General features: G+C 71.5%; 17 protein-coding genes and 1 pseudogene. 9 read left to right on the forward strand and 9 right to left on the reverse strand.

The window, feature by feature from the left end; translation table 11 throughout:
* Positions 1-101: 101 nt before the first annotated feature.
* Together C3486_RS20560 and C3486_RS20565 are read left to right on the forward strand one after the other, a co-directional pair.
* A complete protein-coding gene (locus C3486_RS20560; protein WP_103834205.1) occupies positions 102-581 on the forward strand; it encodes a MerR family transcriptional regulator in 480 nt (159 codons plus the stop codon).
* Positions 582-620: 39 nt separating this feature from the next.
* Positions 621-1,637, forward strand: a complete 1,017-nt coding sequence (locus C3486_RS20565) for an aldo/keto reductase (RefSeq protein WP_103834226.1) — start codon at positions 621-623, stop codon at positions 1,635-1,637.
* Positions 1,638-1,992: 355 nt separating this feature from the next.
* Here C3486_RS20565 and C3486_RS20570 read toward each other — a convergent pair whose 3' ends face one another.
* The 8 genes and pseudogenes from C3486_RS20570 to C3486_RS20605 form a co-directional block, all read right to left on the reverse strand.
* Positions 1,993-3,192: an acyltransferase gene (locus C3486_RS20570; protein WP_181138623.1), complete on the reverse strand. Its 1,200-nt coding sequence runs from the start codon at positions 3,190-3,192 to the stop codon at positions 1,993-1,995.
* Between the two features lie 386 nt (positions 3,193-3,578).
* A complete protein-coding gene (locus C3486_RS20575) occupies positions 3,579-4,688 on the reverse strand; it encodes an alpha/beta hydrolase family protein (RefSeq protein WP_258052895.1) in 1,110 nt (369 codons plus the stop codon).
* A 419-nt stretch (positions 4,689-5,107) separates the two neighbouring features.
* A complete protein-coding gene (locus tag C3486_RS20580; RefSeq protein WP_103834207.1) occupies positions 5,108-5,764 on the reverse strand; it encodes a YceI family protein in 657 nt (218 codons plus the stop codon).
* A 122-nt stretch (positions 5,765-5,886) separates the two neighbouring features.
* Positions 5,887-6,567, reverse strand: a complete 681-nt coding sequence (locus tag C3486_RS20585; RefSeq protein ID WP_103834208.1) for a response regulator transcription factor — start codon at positions 6,565-6,567, stop codon at positions 5,887-5,889.
* Positions 6,564-7,943: a sensor histidine kinase gene (locus tag C3486_RS20590; RefSeq protein ID WP_374936902.1), complete on the reverse strand. Its 1,380-nt coding sequence runs from the start codon at positions 7,941-7,943 to the stop codon at positions 6,564-6,566. The genes C3486_RS20585 and C3486_RS20590 overlap by 4 nt, the downstream gene beginning before the upstream one ends.
* A gap of 72 nt (positions 7,944-8,015) precedes the next feature.
* A pseudogene (locus tag C3486_RS20595) lies at positions 8,016-8,920 on the reverse strand (DUF4429 domain-containing protein).
* Between the two features lie 132 nt (positions 8,921-9,052).
* Positions 9,053-10,267, reverse strand: coding sequence for an alpha/beta hydrolase family protein (locus C3486_RS20600; protein ID WP_258052896.1), 1,215 nt, complete (start codon positions 10,265-10,267; stop codon positions 9,053-9,055).
* A gap of 145 nt (positions 10,268-10,412) precedes the next feature.
* Positions 10,413-11,078: a TetR family transcriptional regulator gene (locus tag C3486_RS20605; RefSeq protein WP_103834210.1), complete on the reverse strand. Its 666-nt coding sequence runs from the start codon at positions 11,076-11,078 to the stop codon at positions 10,413-10,415.
* 114 nt (positions 11,079-11,192) lie between these two features.
* On the opposite strand from C3486_RS20605, the gene C3486_RS20610 reads away from it, so the two are divergent.
* Positions 11,193-12,791, forward strand: a complete 1,599-nt coding sequence (locus C3486_RS20610; RefSeq protein WP_103834211.1) for an MFS transporter — start codon at positions 11,193-11,195, stop codon at positions 12,789-12,791.
* 219 nt (positions 12,792-13,010) lie between these two features.
* Positions 13,011-13,367, forward strand: coding sequence for a peptidase inhibitor family I36 protein (locus C3486_RS20615; RefSeq protein ID WP_103834212.1), 357 nt, complete (start codon positions 13,011-13,013; stop codon positions 13,365-13,367).
* Positions 13,368-13,454: 87 nt separating this feature from the next.
* Here C3486_RS20615 and aceE read toward each other — a convergent pair whose 3' ends face one another.
* The gene (gene aceE / locus C3486_RS20620) at positions 13,455-16,202 is read right to left on the reverse strand and encodes a pyruvate dehydrogenase (acetyl-transferring), homodimeric type (RefSeq protein WP_103834213.1); all 2,748 of its coding nucleotides are present in this window, start codon (positions 16,200-16,202) and stop codon (positions 13,455-13,457) included.
* Positions 16,203-16,737: 535 nt separating this feature from the next.
* Here aceE and C3486_RS20625 point away from each other — a divergent pair.
* The 5 genes from C3486_RS20625 (at position 16,738) to C3486_RS20645 (ending at position 20,366) form a co-directional block, all read left to right on the forward strand.
* The gene (locus tag C3486_RS20625; RefSeq protein WP_103834214.1) at positions 16,738-17,178 is read left to right on the forward strand and encodes a DUF3052 domain-containing protein; all 441 of its coding nucleotides are present in this window, start codon (positions 16,738-16,740) and stop codon (positions 17,176-17,178) included.
* Between the two features lie 161 nt (positions 17,179-17,339).
* A complete protein-coding gene (locus C3486_RS20630) occupies positions 17,340-17,798 on the forward strand; it encodes a peroxiredoxin (RefSeq protein WP_103834215.1) in 459 nt (152 codons plus the stop codon).
* A gap of 130 nt (positions 17,799-17,928) precedes the next feature.
* Positions 17,929-18,504 (forward strand): TerD family protein, encoded by a 576-nt coding sequence (locus C3486_RS20635; protein ID WP_103834216.1) that lies wholly within the window; start codon positions 17,929-17,931, stop codon positions 18,502-18,504.
* Positions 18,505-18,608: 104 nt separating this feature from the next.
* The gene (locus C3486_RS20640; protein WP_103834217.1) at positions 18,609-19,184 is read left to right on the forward strand and encodes a TerD family protein; all 576 of its coding nucleotides are present in this window, start codon (positions 18,609-18,611) and stop codon (positions 19,182-19,184) included.
* A 54-nt stretch (positions 19,185-19,238) separates the two neighbouring features.
* Positions 19,239-20,366, forward strand: coding sequence for a DUF475 domain-containing protein (locus C3486_RS20645; RefSeq protein ID WP_103834218.1), 1,128 nt, complete (start codon positions 19,239-19,241; stop codon positions 20,364-20,366).
* Positions 20,367-20,453: the final 87 nt, after the last annotated feature.

Below are 20,453 nucleotides of genomic sequence, written 5' to 3' on the forward strand. Positions count from 1 at the left end.
CCCCGGCCAAAGATTCCGCCAAGTCTCCGCTTGCTTGGAGTGCACTCCAGCTCTCTAGCGTTGAGGACGTCGTGAGGGAAACGGCGAACGGGAGAAACAGCATGTCGGTGATGGAGAGCGCCCCGGTCACGCCTCGGGCGAGGCCGCGCAACTGCGCCGGCCTGCGGGTCGGCCCGCGCCGCCCGGACGGCCAGGACCGGTACACGATCAGCGAGGTCGTCGACCTCACCGGGCTCAGCGCCCACACCCTGCGCTGGTACGAGCGCATCGGACTGATGCCGCACGTCGACCGGACGCACACCGGCCAGCGCCGCTTCACCAACCGCGACCTGGACTGGCTGGACCTGGTGAGCAAGCTGCGGCTGACCGGCATGCCGGTCGCCGACATGGTCCGCTACGCCGAACTGGTCCGCGAGGGCCCGCAGACCTTCCCCGAGCGGGAGCAGCTGCTGACCGCCCACCGCGAGGACGTCCGGCGGCGGATCGACGAACTCCGCAGCACGCTGGAAGTACTCGACTACAAGATCGACCTGTACGCCGACGCACGCCGGGCGGCGGAACGGGAGCACGAGCGTGGCTGAACGCCCGTGGACGAGCCCGGCGACGAGGGAGCGGACCGCATGACCGAGAAGATCGAATCCGTCGAACTGGGCGCGGGCGGCCCGCGCGTCGGCGTCCAGGGCCTCGGCTGCATGGGCATGAGCTGGGCGTACGGCCCCGGCTCCGACCCCGAGCAGGCCCGCGCGACGCTGGAGCGCGCGCTCGAACTGGGCATCACGCTCTACGACACCGCCGACGTCTACGGCGACGGCGACAACGAGAAGCTCATCGCGCCGTTCATCCGGGCACACCGCGACGAGGTCGTCCTGGCCACCAAGTTCGCCATCGTCCGGGACCCGTCCGACCCGTACAGGCGCGGCATCCGCAACGACCGCCCGTACCTCCGGCAGTCGGTCGAGGCCAGCCTCGCGCGCCTCGGCGTCGACACCATCGATCTGTACTACATGCACCGCCGCGACCCCGGCGTCCCCATCGAGGAGACGGTCGGCGCCATGGCCGAACTGGTCGCCGAGGGCAAGGTCAAGCACCTCGGCCTCAGCGAGGTCACCGGCGACGAACTGCGGGCCGCGCACGCCGTGCACCCGATCGCCGCCGTGCAGTCGGAGTGGTCCCTCTTCAGCCGCGACGTGGAGAAGAGCGCGGTACCGGCCGCCGCGGAGCTGGGCGTCGCCTTCGTCCCGTACTCGCCCCTCGGCCGCGGCTTCCTCACCGGCTCCTTCACCAGCGCCGACAAGGAACTGACCGAGGACGACTTCCGCCGCACGCAGCCCCGCTTCACGGGCGACAACGCGGCAGCCAACGCGGAACTCCTCCGCCCGGTACGCGAGATCGCGCAGGCCCGCGGGGTGACGCCCGGCCAGGTCGCACTGGCCTGGGTCCAGCAGCAGACGGAGATCCACGGCCTCCCCGTGATCCCCATCCCCGGCACCCGCCGCCCCGAACGCGTCACGGAAAACGCCGCGGCAACCACCCTGCGGCTGACCGCCGACGACCTCTCCCGCCTCGACCCGATCGCCGCCCAAGTAGCAGGCGACCGCTACGCGGACATGACCCCGACCTCGGCGGGCCGCGAGTAGGGCCCGCATCTCCAAGGGGGCTCAGCCCCGACGGCCCGTCTTTCCCACCCACCACCGACGGGAGGGGACGGGCCGGAGCGGGTGGGGTACCGGACGTCAAGCGAAGCAGTCCGGTACCCCACCCGCGGAGGCCCGGCCCCGCACCCTCAAGCCCCGCGCAGCGGCAAAGCCCGCCGCAGGCGAACCGACGCCGCACCCGGCACCGTACGGGCGACCCCCGCGGCAGCGAACGGCGCGGCACTCGGCACCGTACGGAGAAGCCCCCCGCGGCAGCGAACGGCGGCCGGAGATCGCCGCGGCCCGACGTTTGAGCCGCGGAAACGCCGCCTACTGGCACAGCGCAGTGGCCCCCCACTCAGCCCATACCCAGGGCGAAGAGGGCGAAGCCGGCGGAGAGGGCCGCGGCGGCGGCGCGGAGGACGCGCCCCACGCCCCACGGCGCCTCGAAGCGCCGCGTGAGCAGCCCGATGCCCACCAGCAGCACCGCGAAGAGCGGCAGCCAGGCCAGCCGGGCCGGCAGCCAGGCCAGGGAGTCGGGCGGCGTGGTCAGACCGGGCAGGGGCCCGAACACCGCGGACGGCACGGCCGCAGCCAGCATCGCGGTCTGGTGCCAGCAGAAGACGGTCATCGCACAGAGGTTGATCACCACCACCGGTGCCCACAGCGCCGGCCGCCGCAGCAGCGCGGCGATACGGTCCCGCAGCAGCACCGCAGCCCCGCACTGGGCCGCCGCCAGCGCCAGGACCAGCAGCGACGGCGGGTGCGAGTTGGTACGCGCGGCTCCGGGGACGCCGACCATGCTCGCGGGATAGTGGAAGACCAGCAGCAGCACCGCGAACAGCGCCGTGCCGCCGGTCAGCAGCAGCCACCCGCCGCGCCGCCCCAGCCGCCGCTCGCCCCAGCACACCCCGAGCTGGTACGCGAAGAGCCAGCCGGGGAGGAGGTTGAGCAGCGCGAGCCAGGACGGTACGGCGGCCGCGTAGGGGCCGTACCGCAGGAAGTCGACCACCGCGACGGACCCGAGCAGCGGCGCGGCCGCCCACGGCCCGAGCCGCCGCGCGGCCCGCACGCAGTACGGCGTGAGCGCGGTGACGCCCGCGTACACGCCCACGAACCACAGCGGCTGCACGACCAGCGTCGCGCCCGTACGCAGCGTTGCCGCGGGCACCCCGGCGGCGGACAGCACTCCGATGAGCAGCGCCCAGACGGCCGTCACGGCGAGCACCGGGCGGCCGAGGCGGGCCAGCCTGCCGCTCAGCCAGCGCGCGGTGGACTCGCCGCGCCCGCTCGCGCGCCGGTAGGACAGCACCGAGGAGTACCCGCCGACCAGGAAGAAGATCCCCAGCAGCTGGAGCACCCAGCTGACCGGCGCGAGGAAGCCGAGGGTGGAGAGCGGGCTGGCGTTGTGCAGCGTCCCGTCGGCGTCCAGGGTGAAGCCGCCCACCAGCCAGTGCCCGGCCGGCACGGCGAGCAGCGCGAGCGCCCGCAGCCCGTCGATCGCCCGGTCCCGGTGGGCGGGGGTCCGGTCCTCGACGGCACGCACCACACGGCGCACGGCTCGCAGGGGCCTCCACGAGGGCCGGCCCGCACCCGGCCGGGACCCGCCCGCCGCCCCGACGAACGGCGCGGCGGCCGGACCACCGGGCAGGGCGACGGCAGGCGCGGCAATCAGTTCGGCGGCCGGGCCGGAAGCCGCGGCAACGGGCCGGTGGGCATCACGAGCGCCACCGGAGCCGCCCGAGCCACCGACGCGGCCGAAACGTCCGGAGCCGCCCGAGCCGCCGACGCGGCCGAAACCGTCAGAGCGGCAGGAGCCGCCGGAGCCGCCCGGATGCAGGAACGCGAGAGTCATGTCGGGTCCTTGGGATGAGGCGCGCGACCGGCGCGCGGCGAGTCGGCGTGCGGGGCGCACGCCCGTGGTGACGAGCCCGGCGGGCGCGCTCAGCGCACGTCGGAGTAGCGGCCGAGGACGATGTCGGCGAAGCCGGCCAGGGAGTCGGTGCCGGGGACGAGGTAGCCGGTGTGGCCCTCGGCGCGGTCCGCGGCGACGCGGCGCGCGCCGAACGCGGGGTCGGTGGGGTCGGTGCCGTGCCCCAGGCCCAGCACCTCGACGTTGGGGATGTCGCCGATCCAGTCGGAGGCGTCCCGGGCCGCCCACACCCGCCCGCCGGCGTGCAGGTCGGCGGCCCGCTCGGTACGGGCGCCCGGCGAGCCGAAGAGGATCACGTCGCCGACCGCGGCCCGCCCGGCCCGCGGCGCGGCCAGGCCGCAGACGACCGAGCCGTAGCTGTGACAGAGCAGCGCGGGCGCCGGGGCGCCGGTCGCGGCCAGCCCCGACAGCAGCCGGGCCAGCCGTCCCGCGCCGGCCTCGGCGAGCCGCCCGGTCGCCGCGTCGGGGCCGAGCCCGACCGGAGTGGTGTAACCGGCCCAGGCGATCACCGCGGTCGGGGTGGCCGGCGCGTCGGCGGCCATGCGGGCCCGCAGCGAGACGGCCATGCCGGTCGGCGTGCCGTACCGGTCCCGCTGCCGGTCGAAGGTGCCGAGGTCGATGTCGGAACCGGGCACCACCACCGCCGTGCGGCGGGCCGCGCCCAGGTCCCCGTACACCTCGGCGACCTGACCTCTGCCCCGCGGGTCGAAGAAGAGGATCTGCCGCCCGGGAGCGAGGAGTTCGGTGCAGCGGGCAGCCCGCGCGCGGGCCCGGGAACGGTCCTCGGCGGTACGGGACGGATCGTGCGCGCGGGCGTCCTGGCGGGCGCGTTCGGCCCGCAGCGCGCGGGCGTTGGCGCGGTAGCGCAGCTCTACGGGCGCGCCGTCCAAGGTGCCGACGGTCAACGGGTGCCGCTCGGCGAGCCGTTGCCGCTGCGCCCCGGTCAGGCCGGCGAAGAAGCGGGCCACGGCGGCGGGCGAGGCGGTCGCCGGATCGGGCAGCGGCCGGCCGAGCGTGTGGTCGGCGCGCCAGGCGGCGGCGCCCGGTGCGGGCCCGGTGACGGCGGTCTGCGCGGAGCCGGCCGCCCAGCCCCCGGTGCCGGCGACGAGCGCGGCGGCCACGGCGAGCGCGGCGAACCCCCGGCGACGGCGCCGCCGTCCGCCCCGCGCCCCGGCCCCCCGAGGGGCACCGGCCCGCCGAAGGGCCCCGGCCCCGCGAAGGGCACGGGCTCCCCGAAGGGCGCCGGCCCGTGCCCCGTCGCGGGCGGCGGCTTCGGTTTCGGCGGTACGCGGCGGAGTGCGCAGCGGCATCGTCGGTTTCCCTCCTCCAGGTGGTGCGGCGGAGGGAAAGGTAGGAAGGAGGTACCGGGTGCGGCGTCACACCGCGGGGTCAAGTAGCGGGTGATACCGGGGTATTGGGTCCTCGTCCGTACGGAGGAGGACGGTGCGGGACCCGGAGGCCCGCGGGGGACATGGCCGCGCCCCGCAGCTCCCCATGGTGTTGCCACCACTGATGGGCGCGGCACATGTCGCGGGGCGGGTCAGCCGGTGGGTGCCGTCCGGATGGCGGCGATGTCGAACTGGAGGCGGACCTTCTCGCTCACCATGGCGCCCCCTTCCGCCAGCTTCGCGCTGTACGTCAGGCCCCACTCGGAGCGGTTGATGGTCGTGGTGCCGTCGAAGCCGGCCCGCTGGTAGCCGAACGGGTCGGTGACGTTGCCGATGTACGTCAGTTCGAGCACGACGGGCCGGGTGATGTCCCGGATCGTGAGGTCGCCGGACATGCGGTACACGTCCTTGCCCGCGAGCTGCACGTCGGTGCTCTTGAAGATCATGCGCGGGAAGTTCGCCGCGTCGAGGAAGTCCCGGCCCATCAGGTGGTCGTCGCGCTGCTCCACGCCGGTGTCGACGCTGGCGGTGGCCAGCGCGATCTGGGCGCGGGAGCGCGTGGGGTCCTCGCCGTCGAAGTACAGACGGCTCTCGTACTCCGTGAAGGCGCCGCGCACCGTGGTCACCATGGCGTGCCGCACGGAAAAACCGATCCTGCTGTGCGCGGGGTCGATCATCCACTCGCCGGTCAGGGCGGCGAGTGAGGGGTCAGGCAGTCCGTCGGTGTCGTGCACCGCCGGAGCGGCGGAAGCCTCCGGAGAGTGAGCCTCCGAGCGGCGGGGGGAGGAGCTGCGGCTGAACAATTTCATGAGAAACGTTGTTACTAAGAAGCCGAGTAATGCCGCAAGCCCTGCTCAGAGGACGGAACAAGCCCTGCTCAAGGGCTACGCAGGTACTTCACCGGACCCTCGCTGAGCTGTCTGTCGGTCCGTCACCGGTCACCAGGAGTGACCAGCCCCGACTCGTACGCGAAGATCACCGCCTGGGCGCGGTCGCGCAGGTCCAGCTTGGCCAGCACCCGCCCGATGTGCGTCTTCACCGTCTGCTCGGCCAGCACCAGCTCCGCCGCGATCTCCTGGTTGGACAGGCCGCGCGCGATCAGCTCCAGTACCTCGGTCTCGCGCGGCGTGAGCCCGTTCAGCCGCAGCGAGGCGCGGTCCTTGCGGGGCGCGGGCCGCTGCCGCGCGAAGTCGGCGATCAGCCGCCGGGTGACCGACGGGGCGAGCAGCGCCTCGCCGGCCGCCACGACCCGGACAGCGGAGATCAGGTCGGCCGGCGGCGCGTCCTTCAGCAGGAAGCCGGACGCGCCGGCGCGCAGCGCCTCGTACACGTAGTCGTCGACGTCGAAGGTGGTGAGCATCAGCACCTTCGGGCGGTGGGTCACGCCCGGGGGCGGGGACAGCAGCTGCCGGGCCGCCTCCAGGCCGTCCATCTCCGGCATCCGGACGTCCATCAGCACCACGTCGGGGTGGGTGCGGCGGCTGAGTTCGACGCCGTGGAGGCCGTCCGCCGCGTCACCGACGACGTCGATGTCGCTCTGCGCGGCGAGCAGCGCGGCGAAGCCCGCCCGCACCATGGCCTGGTCGTCGACGATGATCACGCGGGTGGTCATGCGGATGCCGGGTCCTTCTCGGTCAGGGGCTCCGTCAGCGGGAGCCGGGCGGCGACACGGTAACCCCCGTCGGCCAGCGGGCCGGTGTCCAGGGTGCCGCCCAGCAGCCGGACGCGTTCGCGCATGCCGACCAGACCGTGTCCGGTCCCGGCCGTCTCCAGGGGCTCGGCGGGGCGCGGCGGCGGGCCGTTGACGACCAGTACGGTCAGGCCCGTGCGGTCCGGCGTGACCGAGACCCGGGTGGGCGCGCCGGGCGCGTGCCGGACGACGTTGGCCAGTGCCTCCTGCACGATCCGGTACGCCGACAGGCCCACCGCGGACGGGAGTTCGCCGAGCGCGCGGGAGAGCGTCAGCTCCACCGGGACCCCGGCCCGCACCGTCCCGTCCACCAGCCGCGACAGCTCGTCCAGGCCCGGCTGGGGCGCCTTCTCCGGGCCGCCCTGCCGCTCGCTCTCCTCGCTGCGCAGCACGCCCAGCAGCCGGCGCATCTCGGCCAGCGACTCGCGCGCGGTCGCCGCGATCGTCCCGAACTCCTCGGCCGCTTCCGGCGGGAGACCCTGGAGGCGGTACGGCGCGCTGTCCGCCTGCACCGTGATCACCGACATGTGGTGCGCGACCACGTCGTGCAGCTCCCGGGCGATGCGGGTGCGCTCCTCCAGCAGCGTACGGCGGGCCCGCTCGGCCTCGCTGATCGTGGCCTGCTCGGCCAACTCCCTGCGGGCCTCCCCGCGTTCCCGCAGCGCGCCCGCCACCAGCAGCACCACACCGGACAGCATGGACATCAGCAGCCAGGTGCCGTCGCTGCGGACGGGCCTGACCAGCTCGAAGAGGATGCCGGCCGTGCCGGTGGCCAGCCACACGGCGAGCAGCGTGCGGCGCCGTTCGCGCAGTCCGAGGGCGAGCGAGAGGGCGACGTACCCGACGATGGCGGGCGGCGGCCAGGGCCAGACGGTGCCCTGGCCGGGCGCGGGGGTGCCCGCGAGCGCCACCGCGCCGACCAGGTCGGCCGCGAAGATCACCCACCAGGCCTGCAGCGGGCGGGAGACGGCGAGCAGCAGCGGGACGGTCTGGGCCACGCCGAGGGCGCCCGCGAGCGCGCCGTTCATCCCGTAGTCGTTGCGCAGCACGACGATCGTGGTGGGCAGCAGCGAGACCGTGAAGCCGGCGGCGACGACGTACGGCAGCCACCGCACCCACGGGCGCGCGGCGTTGCCGAGGAGCGGTTCGCCGGGGCGGGTGGGGTCGCCGAGGGCGGCGGTGAGGGTACGCAGCGCGTGCCGCGCGGCGGCGAGGCCGCTGCGCGGGGGCTCGGGGGAGGGGGATGACGTGGACATCGCCGGTTCAGCGTAGGCGGCGCGGGCCCGGCGGGGCGTCATACCGGAGTCGGGAGCGGGGCGTCATACCTGGGTATCAGGCCGGGGGAGCGGGACCGACGCATGCCGGCCGGGCTACAGCTCCGCCAGCAGTTCCGCCTTCTTCGTGCTGAACTCGTCGTCCGTCAGCAGTCCGGCGTCGTGCAGCTCGCCCAGCTGGCGTATGCGGTCCGCGATGTCGGCGGGGCCGCGGTGCGGCTGCTCCAGCGGACGGCACGGAGGCGCGGGGGCGGGGCCGGGCCGGCGGTGCGTACGGCCTGCAGCACGGCGGCGGCGAACGGCAGCGACTCGTGCACCGGGCCGTAACCGAGCCCGAAGATCACCGAGGCGGGGTCCTGGTCGGCACCGTGCCCGGCCTCCTCCTCGGCACCGTGCGGCAGCAGCCGCAGATAGCCGCTGTGCCAGGCACCGGGAACCGCGGGCGCCGAGGAGCCGTTCTCCGGAGAGCGCCACACCACGCCGGACAGCCCGTCGACCGGGAAGGACTGGTCGCCGGACTTCCACTTCGCGGTGGAGGCACCGGTCCAGAACCAGCGGAAGGCCACGGAGCTGCCGTCGAAGGACGCCTTGCCGTCGTACGCCTTGAAGGTCAGCGGCGCCTCGGGGGCCGCCACGAGATACCGCTCGGCCGGGCCCGCCGCCTCCCCGCCGAGGACGCCCTGCAGCTGGTCGCGGTAGTGGCCGGCCTGCCCGGCACGGTCGGCCGGGAGCACCAGGCGGTAGGGGTCGGCATCGTCCTTGAGCTGCCCGTCCGCCGCGTCCATCAGCGGATCGGCGCCCGCCCGCGGCCGGGCATGCAGCACCACCGTCCCGCGCCTGCCTTGCGAGACCTCAACCGACCTCAGCGCTTCGTACGGGATGCGGCGCTCGCCCAGCGCCTGGAACAGCTTCGGCTTGCGGATCCCCCGTTCGAAACGGATGAGTACGGAGTCCGTGTCGAACTCCCAGACGGCATGAAAACCGGCCAGCACATCACCCATGCAGTTCATCGTAAGCGGCGGGCGGCCCGCCCGTCCCCCTTCCGTACAGCACGCGCTACGCGCGTCACGCCCTTCCCGGCCGCGGACGCACGCCCTCCGGCCCGCTGCCCCGTGCGGCGGCCCGTCCGGCCCTTACGCCAGGTCGGCGGCGCAGTCGCCGTCGTCCGAGGCGCAGCTGACGCCCGCCACCGCGCCGACCCCGACGAGGGCGAAGTTGGCCAGACTCCGTGTCCCGGGCGCGAAGTACCCGGCGTGTCCGTCCGCGCCGGACGCGGAGAGCACCCGGGAGCCGAACGCCGGGTCCACCGGGTCCGCGCCGTGGCCCAGCCCGCCGAGCTCCAGGTACGGCACGTCCTGGATCCAGTCGTCGGCGTCCCGCATCGCCCAGACCCGGGCCGTGGTGTGCAGCGCGGCGACGTTCGGGGCGCGCATGCCGGGACTGCCCGCCACCACGATGTCGCCGACCCGGGACGGCAGCTCGCGCGCTGCCACCCCGCACACCACGGAGCCGTAGCTGTGGCAGAACAGCGAGACGTCGGCGGCGGCCGGCAGCGTGCCGACCAGCGACTCCAGGCGCTGCGCGCCCGCCTGCGCCAGCTGCCCGGCCGCCGCGTCCACGCCGATGCCGGCGGGCGCGGTGTAGTCGGCCCAGGCGATCACGGCCGTACGGGCGTCGGGGCGCACCGCGCGCTCCGCGTCGTACAGCGAGGACGCCATGCCCACCGGGGCCCGGACGGCCTGCTTGGTGCGCTCGAAGTTGACCAGGTTGGTGTCGACCCCCGGCACCACCACCGAGACCCGGCGGGCGTGCGTGAGGTCGCCGAAGACCTCGGCGGCGCGGCCGCCGCCGGCCGGGTCGAAGGAGAGGATCTGCCGGCCCGGCCGCATCATCGACGTGAGCCGGTGCATCAGCCGGCCGGCCTCCTGGCGGCCCTCCGGGGTGAGCCGGCCGTCGTGCGAGCGGCGCTCGGCGACCGCCCTGGCCCGGTCCATCGCGCTCCGGTTGGCGTGGTAACGCAGCGTGGCGGGGGCGCCCGCCATGTTGCCGACGGCCAGCGGGTAGCGGTCGGCCAGCCGCAGCCGGTCGCTCTTGCGGAGCTTGGCGAAGAACGCCGCGATGCGGTGCGGGCCCGCCGCCGGGTCGGGCAGCCGGTGGCCGTGGAACGTGCCGTTCGCCCAGGCGGCGCGGGAGCTGCCCAGCGGATCGGTGTCGTTCTTGGTCCCTCTGATCCCCGTCCATCCGGTCACCGCAAGCATCACGAACACCACCACCAGGGCGAGTGCCGCGCGCCAGGCGGAGGACTGCAGAAAACCGGGAGGAGCGCCGAGCTCGGAGAAGGAAGTCACCGCGGGACAGCCTAGGAGACGGCGCGCGACGGTCGTGGATTGGGTGGCGCAACTCACGTTTCGCTGTGGGTCATTAGGGTCACAACGGACACTTGGTGCCCGTTTGTCCCGCTCTGACGTGCAGCGATGCGCTCATCCGGTCAATTCAGCCGGCTGCTTTCCGCCACTCGCCGGCGACCGCCGGAACGATGCCGTCCAGATGCTGCTCGGTGATGGCGCGAATGGACTCCACGCTGCACTCCCCGGCCTCGCCCCACAGCCGCCCCGCCAGCCGCATCACGCCGCTGAACGCCGCGACCACGATCCGTGGCCGCGGATCGGTCAGCGGGTCCAGGCCCTCGCGCCGGGCGATCACGCCCGCGATCAGCTCCTCCAGCTCGGAGCTGCGCCGCAGGTGCGCGGCGACCAGGGCGGGCGTCGACTCGATCATCTGGTACGTCCGCATGTGCAGCTCGACCGGGATGATCGACTCGATGGCCTGGCCGAGGTCGTCCCAGGCCAGCAGTACGGCGTTGCGCAGCGCGTCCAGCGGGGCCTCGGCCGCCGGGCGGGCCTTCAGCGACTCCAGGAAGCGCGCCTCGACCATCTCCTGGACGGCGAAGACCACGTCCTCCTTGGTCGTGAAGTACCGGAAGAAGGTCCGCTGGGAGACGTCGACGGCCTCGGCGATCTCGTCGATCGTGGTGCGGTCGTACCCGTGCTCGGTGCACAGCTCCAGCGCGGCCCGGATCAGGGCGTCGTGGGTCCGCCGCTTCTTCCGCTCACGCAGTCCGCACCGCAGCCCGTCACGCGGCGTCACCTCGGCCCTCATGCGCCGCCCTCCTCGTCGTATCAGTGCTGCTCACGATACCTGTGAGCTAACTGACAGTTACCGACTGATGAAACGCTTTGTCAACTGTCAGTCGCTGACATTATTGTCGGGATCATGAGCTCACAGACCCCGGTAGCCGACCCGATACCGGACATACCCGCACCGGAGCCGCGCAGGGGACTGCGTGGCCACCCCTGGCTGACCCTCTTCTCCGTCGCCATCGGCGTGATGATGGTCGCGCTCGACGGCACGATCGTCGCCATCGCCAACCCGGCCATCCAGAAGGACCTCGGCGCCTCGCTCGCCGACGTCCAGTGGATCACCAACGGATACCTCCTCGCGCTGGCCGTCGCGCTGATCACGGCGGGCAAGCTCGGTGACCGCTTCGGCCACCGGCAGACCTTCCTCATCGGTGTGGTCGGCTTCGCCCTCGCCTCCGGGGCCATCGGCCTGTCCAGCGAGGTCTCGCTCGTCATCGTCTTCCGCGTGCTGCAGGGCCTCTTCGGCGCGCTGCTGATGCCCGCCGCGCTCGGCCTGCTGCGCGCGACCTTCCCGGCCGAGAAGCTCAACATGGCCATCGGCATCTGGGGCATGGTCATCGGCGCCTCCACCGCCGGCGGCCCGATCGTCGGCGGCCTGCTCGTCGAGCACGTCAACTGGCAGTCCGTCTTCTTCATCAACGTCCCCGTCGGCCTCCTCGCCCTCGTCCTGGGCCTGGTGATCCTCAAGGACCACCGTGCGAAGAACGCCCCGCGCTCCTTCGACGTCCCCGGCATCGTGCTGCTGTCCGGCGCGATGTTCTGCCTCATCTGGGCGCTGATCAAGGCCGGCGAGTGGGGCTGGGGCGACGGGAAGACCTGGGGCTTCCTGATCGGCTCGATCGTGCTCTTCGTGGCCTTCGGCGCGCTGGAGACCAAGGTCCGCGAACCGCTGATCCCGCTGCGGATGTTCCGCTCCCTGCCGCTCACCGCCGGCACGGTCCTGATGGTGCTGATGGCCTTCGCCTTCATGGGCGGCCTGTTCTTCGTCACCTTCTACCTGCAGAACGTGCACGGGATGAGCCCGGTCGACAGCGGCCTGCACCTGCTGCCGCTCACCGGCATGATGATCGTCGCCTCGCCGCTCGCGGGCGCCATGATCACCAAGTTCGGCCCGCGCGTCCCGCTGGTCGGCGGCATGGTCGCCACCGCCGTCGCCATGTACGGCATGTCCACGCTGGACGTCGGCACCGGTACCGGCACCATGTCCATCTGGTTCGCCCTGCTGGGCCTCGGCCTCGCGCCCGTCATGGTCGGCGCCACCGAGGTCATCGTCGGCAACGCGCCCATGGAACTCTCCGGCGTCGCCGGCGGCCTCCAGCAGGCCGCGATGCAGGTCGGCGGCAGCCTCGGCACCGCCGTACTGGGCGCCGTCATGGCCTCCCGGGTGAGCGGCGAGCTGCCGGACAACTGGAACGCCGCGCACCTGCCGCCCATCCCGCCGGCCCAGCTCGACAAGGCCGCCGACGCGGTCGCCGTCGGCATGGCGCCGGTGCCGAAGGGCACTCCGGCCCCGTTCGCCGAGAAGATCACCGCGGTCGCCCACGAGACGTTCATCTCGGGCATGGGGCTGGCCTTCTCGGTCGCCTGCGGCGTCGCCGTTGTCGCGGCGGTGGTCGCGTTCGCGACGAAGCGCGGTGCGAACGCGGTCGAAGGCGGCGTCGGCCACATCTGACTTGCGGGTGCGGATCGGGGTGCCGTGCGGGTGCGCCGCGTGCGGCGCCGTCGTGGCCGGTCGCGCAGTTCCCCGCGCCCCTACGGGGCGCGGCAACCTCCGGGCCCCGTCTTCCCCTATCAGGGTGGGCGGGGCCCGGATGTGTTCGCCACGTACCTGCGGTGCCGCCAGCGTTGCCCCGGAACGATCGTCGGACGATCACGATTCGGGGGGACCCTCATGCGTACGACAATCCTCGCCGCCGCGCTCGGTGCGGCCGCGCTGGTCAGCACGCCCTTCGCCGCGGACGCCGCTTCCGGGGGCTGTGCCGCCGGGCAGCTCTGTCTCTGGCCGAAGGCCGGTTATGAAGGCCCGCGCACCACGCACGAGCTCTCCGACACCGACATCGAGAGCTGCGTGGCGCTGCCCGCCGGCCGTCCCGCGCGCTCCTTCGTGAACCGCACCGGGCGGCCCGTCACCACGTACCAGAGCGCCGAGTGCGCCGAGACCGGCGAGTACGACACGTATCCGGGCGGCGGTACGTACGTACCGGACTCGCCGTACGAGGTGCGGGCGGTCAAGATCTGGGAGCGCTGAACCGGGCCGGCCGGAAGCGGAAAGGGCGAGGGCCCGGGCAGCTGCGTGCTGCCCGGGCCCTCGCCGCGATGTACCTCAGCGGAGCGGTTACGCGTCGCCGCCCGCCTCGCCGGCCTCCGCCGCCGTGACGTCCAGCAGCTGGTACCGGTCCAGGGCCTGCTTCAGCGCCGAGCGGTCGACCTTGCCCTCCTTGGCGAGCTCGGTGAGCACGCCGAGGACGATCGACTGCGCGTCGATGTGGAAGAAGCGGCGCGCCGCGCCACGGGTGTCGGCGAAGCCGAAGCCGTCCGCGCCCAGCGACTGGTAGGTGCCGGGCACCCAGCGCGCGATCTGGTCCGGAACCGCACGCATCCAGTCGGAGACGGCCACGAACGGACCCTCGGAGCCGGAGAGCTTCCGCGTCACGTACGGGACGCGCTGCTCCTCCTCCGGGTGCAGCAGGTTGTGCTCCTCCGCCTCGACGGCGTCGCGGCGCAGCTCGTTCCAGGAGGTCGCCGACCAGACGTCCGCCTTGACGTTCCACTCCTCGGCGAGGATCTTCTGCGCCTCCAGCGCCCACGGCACGGCGACACCCGACGCCATGATCTGGGCGGGGATGGAGCCCGCGGTGCCCGGCTGGATCTTGTGGATGCCCTTGAGGATGCCCTCGACGTCCACGTCCGCCGGCTCGGCCGGGTGCACGATCGGCTCGTTGTAGACGGTGAGGTAGTAGAAGACGTCCTCGCCCGGCTTCCCGTCCGCGGTCTCGCCGTACATGCGGCGCAGGCCGTCCTGGACGATGTGCGCGATCTCGTAGCCGTACGCCGGGTCGTACGCGACGCACGCCGGGTTGGTCGAGGCCAGCAGCTGGGAGTGGCCGTCGGCGTGCTGCAGACCCTCACCGGTCAGGGTCGTACGTCCCGCGGTCGCACCCAGGACGAAACCGCGCGCCAGCTGGTCGGCCATCTGCCAGAACTGGTCGCCGGTCCGCTGGAAACCGAACATGGAGTAGAAGACGTAGACCGGGATCAGCGGCTCGCCGTGCGTGGCGTAGGCCGAGCCCGCGGCGATCAGCGAGGCGGTGCAGCCCGCCTCCGTGATGCCGTCGTGCAGCATCTGGCCGGTCGGCGACTCCTTGTACGCCAGCAGCAGCTCGCGGTCGACCGACTCGTAGATCTGGCCCAGCGGGTTGTAGATCTTCGAGGTCGGGAAGAACGCGTCCATGCCGAAGGTGCGGTACTCGTCCGGCGCGATCGGCACGAAGCGCTTGCCGATCTCCTTGTCCCGCATCAGGTCCTTCAGCACCCGCACGAACGCCATGGTCGTGGCGATCTTCTGCTGGCCCGAGCCCTTCTTGGCCGTCGCGTACGCCTTGTCGCCCGGCAGCTGGAGCGGCTTGGCGCGCACGACACGGGTGGGCACGTAGCCGCCGCACTGCTTGCGGCGGTCGTGCATGTACTGGATCTCCTCGGAGTCCCGGCCCGGGTGGTAGTACGGCGGAAGGCCGTCCTCCAGCTCCTTGTCCGGGATCGGCAGGTGCAGCCGGTCGCGGAACATCTTCAGGTCGTCGACCGTCAGCTTCTTCATCTGGTGGGTCGCGTTGCGGCCCTCGAAGTTCGGGCCGAGCGTCCAGCCCTTGACGGTCTGCGCCAGGATCACGGTCGGCTGGCCCTTGTGCGCCTTGGCCGCCGCGTACGCCGCGTAGATCTTCTTGTGGTCGTGACCGCCGCGCCCCAGGTGCAGGATCTGGTCGTCGGTCATGTTCTCGACCATCTTGCGCAGCCGGTGGTCGTCACCGAAGAAGTGCTCGCGGATGTACGCACCGGTCTCGGTGGCGTACGTCTGGAACTGGCCGTCCGGCGTGGTGTTCAGCTTGTTCACCAGCACGCCGTCGCGGTCCTGCGCGAGCAGCGGGTCCCAGGAGCGGTCCCAGACCAGCTTGATCACGTTCCAGCCTGCGCCGCGGAACTGCGACTCCAGCTCCTGCATGATCTTGCCGTTGCCGCGGACCGGGCCGTCCAGGCGCTGCAGGTTGCAGTTGACGACGAAGGTGAGGTTGTCCAGGCCCTCGCGCGCGGCGATGGACAGCTGGCCGAGCGACTCCGGCTCGTCCATCTCGCCGTCGCCGAGGAACGCCCAGACGTGGCTGTCGGAGGTGTCGGCGATGCCGCGCGCCTCCATGTAGCGGTTCATCCGGGCCTGGTAGATCGCGCCGAGCGGGCCGAGGCCCATCGAGACGGTCGGGAACTCCCAGAAGTCCGGCATCAGCCGCGGGTGCGGGTAGCTGGACAGACCGTTCGGGGCCTTGGACTTCTCCTGCCGGAAGCCGTCCAGCTGCTCGGCGGAGAGCCGGTCCAGGAGGTAGGCGCGGGCGTAGATGCCCGGCGAGGCGTGCCCCTGGAAGAAGACCTGGTCGCCGCCCTTGCCGTCGTCCTTGCCCCGGAAGAAGTGGTTGAAGCCCACGTCGTACAGGGAGGCCGAGGAGGCGAACGTGGCGATGTGGCCGCCGACGCCGATGCCGGGGCGCTGGGCGCGCGAGACCATGACGGCCGCGTTCCACCGGGTCGCGTTCAGGACCTTGCGCTCGATCTCCTCGTTGCCGGGGAAGAACGGCTCGTCCTTGGTGGCGATGGTGTTGACGTAGTCCGTGCTGCGCATCTCGGGCACGGCCACGCGACGCTCGCGGGCCCGCTCGATGAGGCGGAGCATGAGGTAGCGGGCACGTTCCCGGCCTCGCTCATCGACGGCTGCGTCGAGCGAGTCGAGCCATTCCTGGGTCTCTTCAGGATCGAAGTCCGGGACCTGGCTGGGAAGGCCGCCAATGATGATCGGGTTGCGATCGGATCCGGAAGCCACGCTGTTCCTTCGCTGTTCTGGTCGTGTCGTGCTCCGCCCACATGTGATGCATCCGTACTGCACACGTATGCCGAGCCCGAGGTCAGATTTCTGTCTCTGCTGGTGTCGCGCCGTCTTCCATCGTGTACCGAGGCACGCGGATACGTCATCTCTACCTGCTGGTAACCGCCCTCCGGGAGCCGTCGCCGCGGGGCGCACTCAAGGGGGAGACCAAATCGCAACCATACGCCCATGTCACACGCCCGCGGCGGCCGACCGTACGGATATCGAACACGGGTTGCCGGTCCCGCCGTCCCCTCCGTCCTCACGGCCACGCGCGCGTACCCCATGAACAGGGGGCGACGCTGTGGCGTGAATCACCGCTCGCCGGGGTAAAAGGGGTCGTAGTTGCGGCGAGACGGCCGTATCCGTCACCGTTTTGGCGGTCTGGACGGCTGGGTACTTGCGCGATTCGCCCCGCCCGTGTGGACTACGCCCAATGCCCCGCGCACGCGCGAGGTGTATGGCATATCCAAGACATGACAGGAGGCAATCCGTGAGCGCGACCGCGGACCACGCGGAGGAGCGGACCAACCCGGCCATCAAGCTGGGGTTCGAGCCCGGACAGGTGGTCCAGGAGATCGGCTACGACGATGACGTCGAGCAGGAGCTCCGTGAAGGCATCGAGGCCGCGATCGGCCAGGAGCTCGTCGACGAGGACTATGACGACGTGGCCGACGCCGTCGTCCTGTGGTTCCGGGAAGACGACGGCGACCTCACGGACGCGCTGGTCGACGCCATCGGTCTGATCGAGGACGGCGGCGCCGTCTGGCTGCTGACGCCGAAGACCGGACGCGACGGGTACGTCGAGCCGAGCGACATCAATGAGGCCGCGCAGACTGCGGGTCTGTCCCAGACGAAGAGCATCAACGCGGGCAAGGACTGGAGCGGCAGCCGGCTGGTCACGCCGAAGGCCGCCAAGTCCGGCAAGCGCTGAGCCGTCACGCCGGCACGTCCCGAGCCCCCTCCTGGTTCCCGCCCCGGCCCTCTGTGGCCGGGACGGACCGCCGGTGAGGGGGCTCGACGCGTACCGGGGCCGCGGTCGCCGCGTAGGGTTGGCGGGTATCTGTTCAGCATCTGCGAAGGGAAACAGCACCCATGGCGATCGAGGTCGGCGCGAAGGCTCCGGAGTTCGAGCTGAAGAACCAGCACGGGGAGACCGTCAAGCTCTCCGACTTCCGCGGCGAGAAGAACGTCGTGCTGCTCTTCTACCCCTTCGCCTTCACCGGCGTGTGCACCGGCGAGCTGTGCGCCCTGCGCGACGAGCTGCCGAAGTTCGTCAACGACGACGTGCAGCTGCTCGCCGTTTCGAATGACTCGCCGTTCTCGCTGCGGGTCTTCGCCGAGCAGGAGGGCCTGGAGTACCCCCTGCTGTCGGACTTCTGGCCGCACGGCGAGGTCTCCCGCGCCTACGACGTCTTCGACGAGGAGAAGGGCTGCGCGGTGCGCGGCACCTTCATCATCGACAAGGAGGGCGTGGTGCGCTGGACGGTCGTCAACGGCCTGCCCGACGCGCGCGACCTGAACGAGTACGCCAAGGCGCTCGAGACGCTCTGAGGCAACACCCGGCACCCCGCCGTGGCAACAGCAGGTAATCGGTGGGAACCGGTCACTAGGATCAAAACGTTGTTCTGATGCCATGCACGACGGGGGCGATTGTGTACCCCTCGAATCTATGGGAGGACTCGTGGGAGTCAGCCTCAGCAAGGGCGGCAACGTCTCGCTGACGAAGGAAGCCCCCAATCTGACCGCCGTGATCGTCGGTCTGGGCTGGGACGCGCGTACCACCACCGGTACCGACTTCGACCTGGACGCCAGCGCTCTGCTGACCAACGACCAGGGCAAGGTGGCGAACGACCAGAACTTCGTGTTCTTCAACAACCTGAAGAGCCCGGACGGGTCGGTCGAGCACACCGGTGACAACCTCACCGGTGAGGGCGAGGGCGACGACGAGCAGATCAAGGTGAACCTGGCCGCGGTGCCGGCCGACGTCGCCAAGATCGTGTTCCCGGTGTCGATCTACGACGCCGAGACCCGCCAGCAGAGCTTCGGCCAGGTGCGCAACGCCTTCATCCGCGTGGTGAACCAGGCCGACGGCAACGAGCTCGCCCGTTACGACCTGAGCGAGGACGCCTCGACGGAGACCGCCATGGTCTTCGGCGAGCTGTACCGCAACGGCGCCGAGTGGAAGTTCCGGGCCATCGGCCAGGGCTACGCCTCGGGCCTGCGCGGCATCGCGCAGGACTTCGGCGTGAACGTCTGACCGAGGACGTACCCCGCCCGGCGCCGTACGCCCCCCGAGGGGAGTGCGGCGCCGGGCGCGCTTGAGAGCAGAGCACGATCCACACCGGGGAGGAAGCGAAGAACATGGGCGTCACACTCGCCAAGGGGGGCAACGTCTCCCTCTCGAAGGCCGCACCCAATCTCACCAAGGTCATGGTCGGCCTGGGCTGGGACGCGCGCTCCACGACCGGGGCGCCGTTCGACCTGGACGCCAGCGCCCTGCTGTGCAGCGGCGGCCGGGTGCTGGGGGACGAGTACTTCGTCTTCTACAACAACCTCAAGAGCCCCGAGGGCTCCGTCGAACACACGGGGGACAACCTCACCGGCGAGGGTGAGGGCGACGACGAATCGATTCTGGTGGATCTCGCCCAGGTCCCGGCCCAGGTCGACAAGATCGTCTTCCCTGTCTCGATCCATGACGCGGACGCGCGCGGCCAGAGCTTCGGCCAGGTCAGCAACGCCTTCATCCGCGTGGTGAACCAGGCGGACGGCAGCGAGCTGGCCCGCTACGACCTCAGCGAGGACGCCTCCACCGAGACGGCGATGATCTTCGGCGAGGTTTACCGGTACAACGGCGAGTGGAAGTTCAGGGCCGTTGGGCAGGGGTACGCGTCGGGCCTGCGCGGCATCGCTCTAGACTTCGGGGTCAACGTTTCGTAAAGCGCCGTCCACCCGTGCGCGGGGGACCCCACACAACGAGGGAATGGGTAGGAAGTGCTCCTCAAAACCTTTGGCTGGTCATTCGCCGTCACGGTGGTGGGCCTGGCCTTGGCCGGTGTCCTCTGGGGGTGGCAGGGGCTCGCGATCGTCGGGATCCTCTCGATCCTGGAGATCTCGCTCTCGTTCGACAACGCGGTCATCAACGCCGGCATCCTGCGGAAGATGAATGCCTTCTGGCAGAAGATCTTCCTGACCGTCGGCATCCTGATCGCCGTCTTCGGCATGCGCCTCGTCTTCCCGGTCGTCATCGTGGCCATCACGGCCAAGATGGGCCCCATCGAGGCCGTCAACCTGGCGATCAACGACAAGCCGCAGTACGAACATCTCGTCACCGGTGCCCACCCGGCCATCGCCGCCTTCGGCGGCATGTTCCTGCTCATGATCTTCCTCGACTTCATCTTCGAGGAGCGGGACTACAAGTGGCTCGCCTGGCTGGAGAAGCCGCTGGCCAAGCTGGGCAAGCTCGACACCCTCTCGGTCATCATCGCGCTGGTCGCGCTGCTCGTCGCGGCCATGACCGTGGCCACCGACGTGGCGCACGGCGGCGGTGACAAGAGCGCCACCGTCCTGCTCTCCGGCGTCGCCGGCCTGATCACGTACCTCATCGTCGGCGGCATCTCCGGCTACTTCGAGGACAAGCTGGAGGACGAGGACGAAGAGGACGGCGAGGAGAGCGCGCCGGCGAAGAAGAACGGCACCGGCTCGGCCGTCGGACTGGCCGGCAAGGCCGCGTTCTTCATGTTCCTCTACCTGGAGGTCATCGACGCGTCCTTCTCCTTCGACGGCGTCATCGGCGCCTTCGCCATCACCAACGACATCTTCGAGATGGCGCTGGGTCTGGGCATCGGCGCCATGTACATCCGGTCGCTCACCGTCTTCCTCGTCCGCAAGGGCACCCTGGACGACTACGTCTACCTGGAGCACGGCGCGCACTACGCGATCGGTGCGCTGGCGGTCATCCTGCTCGTCACGATCAAGTACGAGATCAACGAGGTCATCACCGGCGGGATCGGCGTCCTCCTGATCGCGCTGTCCTTCTTCTCCTCGGTGCGCAGGAACCGCCTGGAGGGCAGGCCGAGTTCGGGATCGGCATCGAAGTCCGAGGTCAGCTCGGGAGTGTGACGCGCAACCGCGTGTGACCGGCGTCCGATTGAGGAACGCTTCTCTGCGGGGCGGCCATGAGAGCCGGGACCCGGGGCACCGCCCCCG

Source organism: Streptomyces sp. Ru73, assembly GCF_002920575.1.
Classification (GTDB): domain Bacteria; phylum Actinomycetota; class Actinomycetes; order Streptomycetales; family Streptomycetaceae; genus Streptomyces.

Bases quoted from the DNA above. Each gene is read 5' to 3' on its own strand.
- C3486_RS20560 (WP_103834205.1), top strand. From the start codon at position 102: ATGTCGGTGATGGAGAGCGCCCCGGTCACGCCTCGGGCGAGGCCGCGC.
- C3486_RS20565 (WP_103834226.1), top strand. From the start codon at position 621: ATGACCGAGAAGATCGAATCCGTCGAACTGGGCGCGGGCGGCCCGCGC.
- C3486_RS20580 (WP_103834207.1), bottom strand. From the start codon at position 5,764: ATGAAATTGTTCAGCCGCAGCTCCTCCCCCCGCCGCTCGGAGGCTCAC.
- C3486_RS20585 (WP_103834208.1), bottom strand. From the start codon at position 6,567: ATGACCACCCGCGTGATCATCGTCGACGACCAGGCCATGGTGCGGGCG.
- C3486_RS20590 (WP_374936902.1), bottom strand. From the start codon at position 7,943: ATGACGCCCCGCCGGGCCCGCGCCGCCTACGCTGAACCGGCGATGTCC.
- C3486_RS20605 (WP_103834210.1), bottom strand. From the start codon at position 11,078: ATGAGGGCCGAGGTGACGCCGCGTGACGGGCTGCGGTGCGGACTGCGT.
- C3486_RS20610 (WP_103834211.1), top strand. From the start codon at position 11,193: ATGAGCTCACAGACCCCGGTAGCCGACCCGATACCGGACATACCCGCA.
- C3486_RS20615 (WP_103834212.1), top strand. From the start codon at position 13,011: ATGCGTACGACAATCCTCGCCGCCGCGCTCGGTGCGGCCGCGCTGGTC.
- C3486_RS20630 (WP_103834215.1), top strand. From the start codon at position 17,340: ATGGCGATCGAGGTCGGCGCGAAGGCTCCGGAGTTCGAGCTGAAGAAC.
- C3486_RS20640 (WP_103834217.1), top strand. From the start codon at position 18,609: ATGGGCGTCACACTCGCCAAGGGGGGCAACGTCTCCCTCTCGAAGGCC.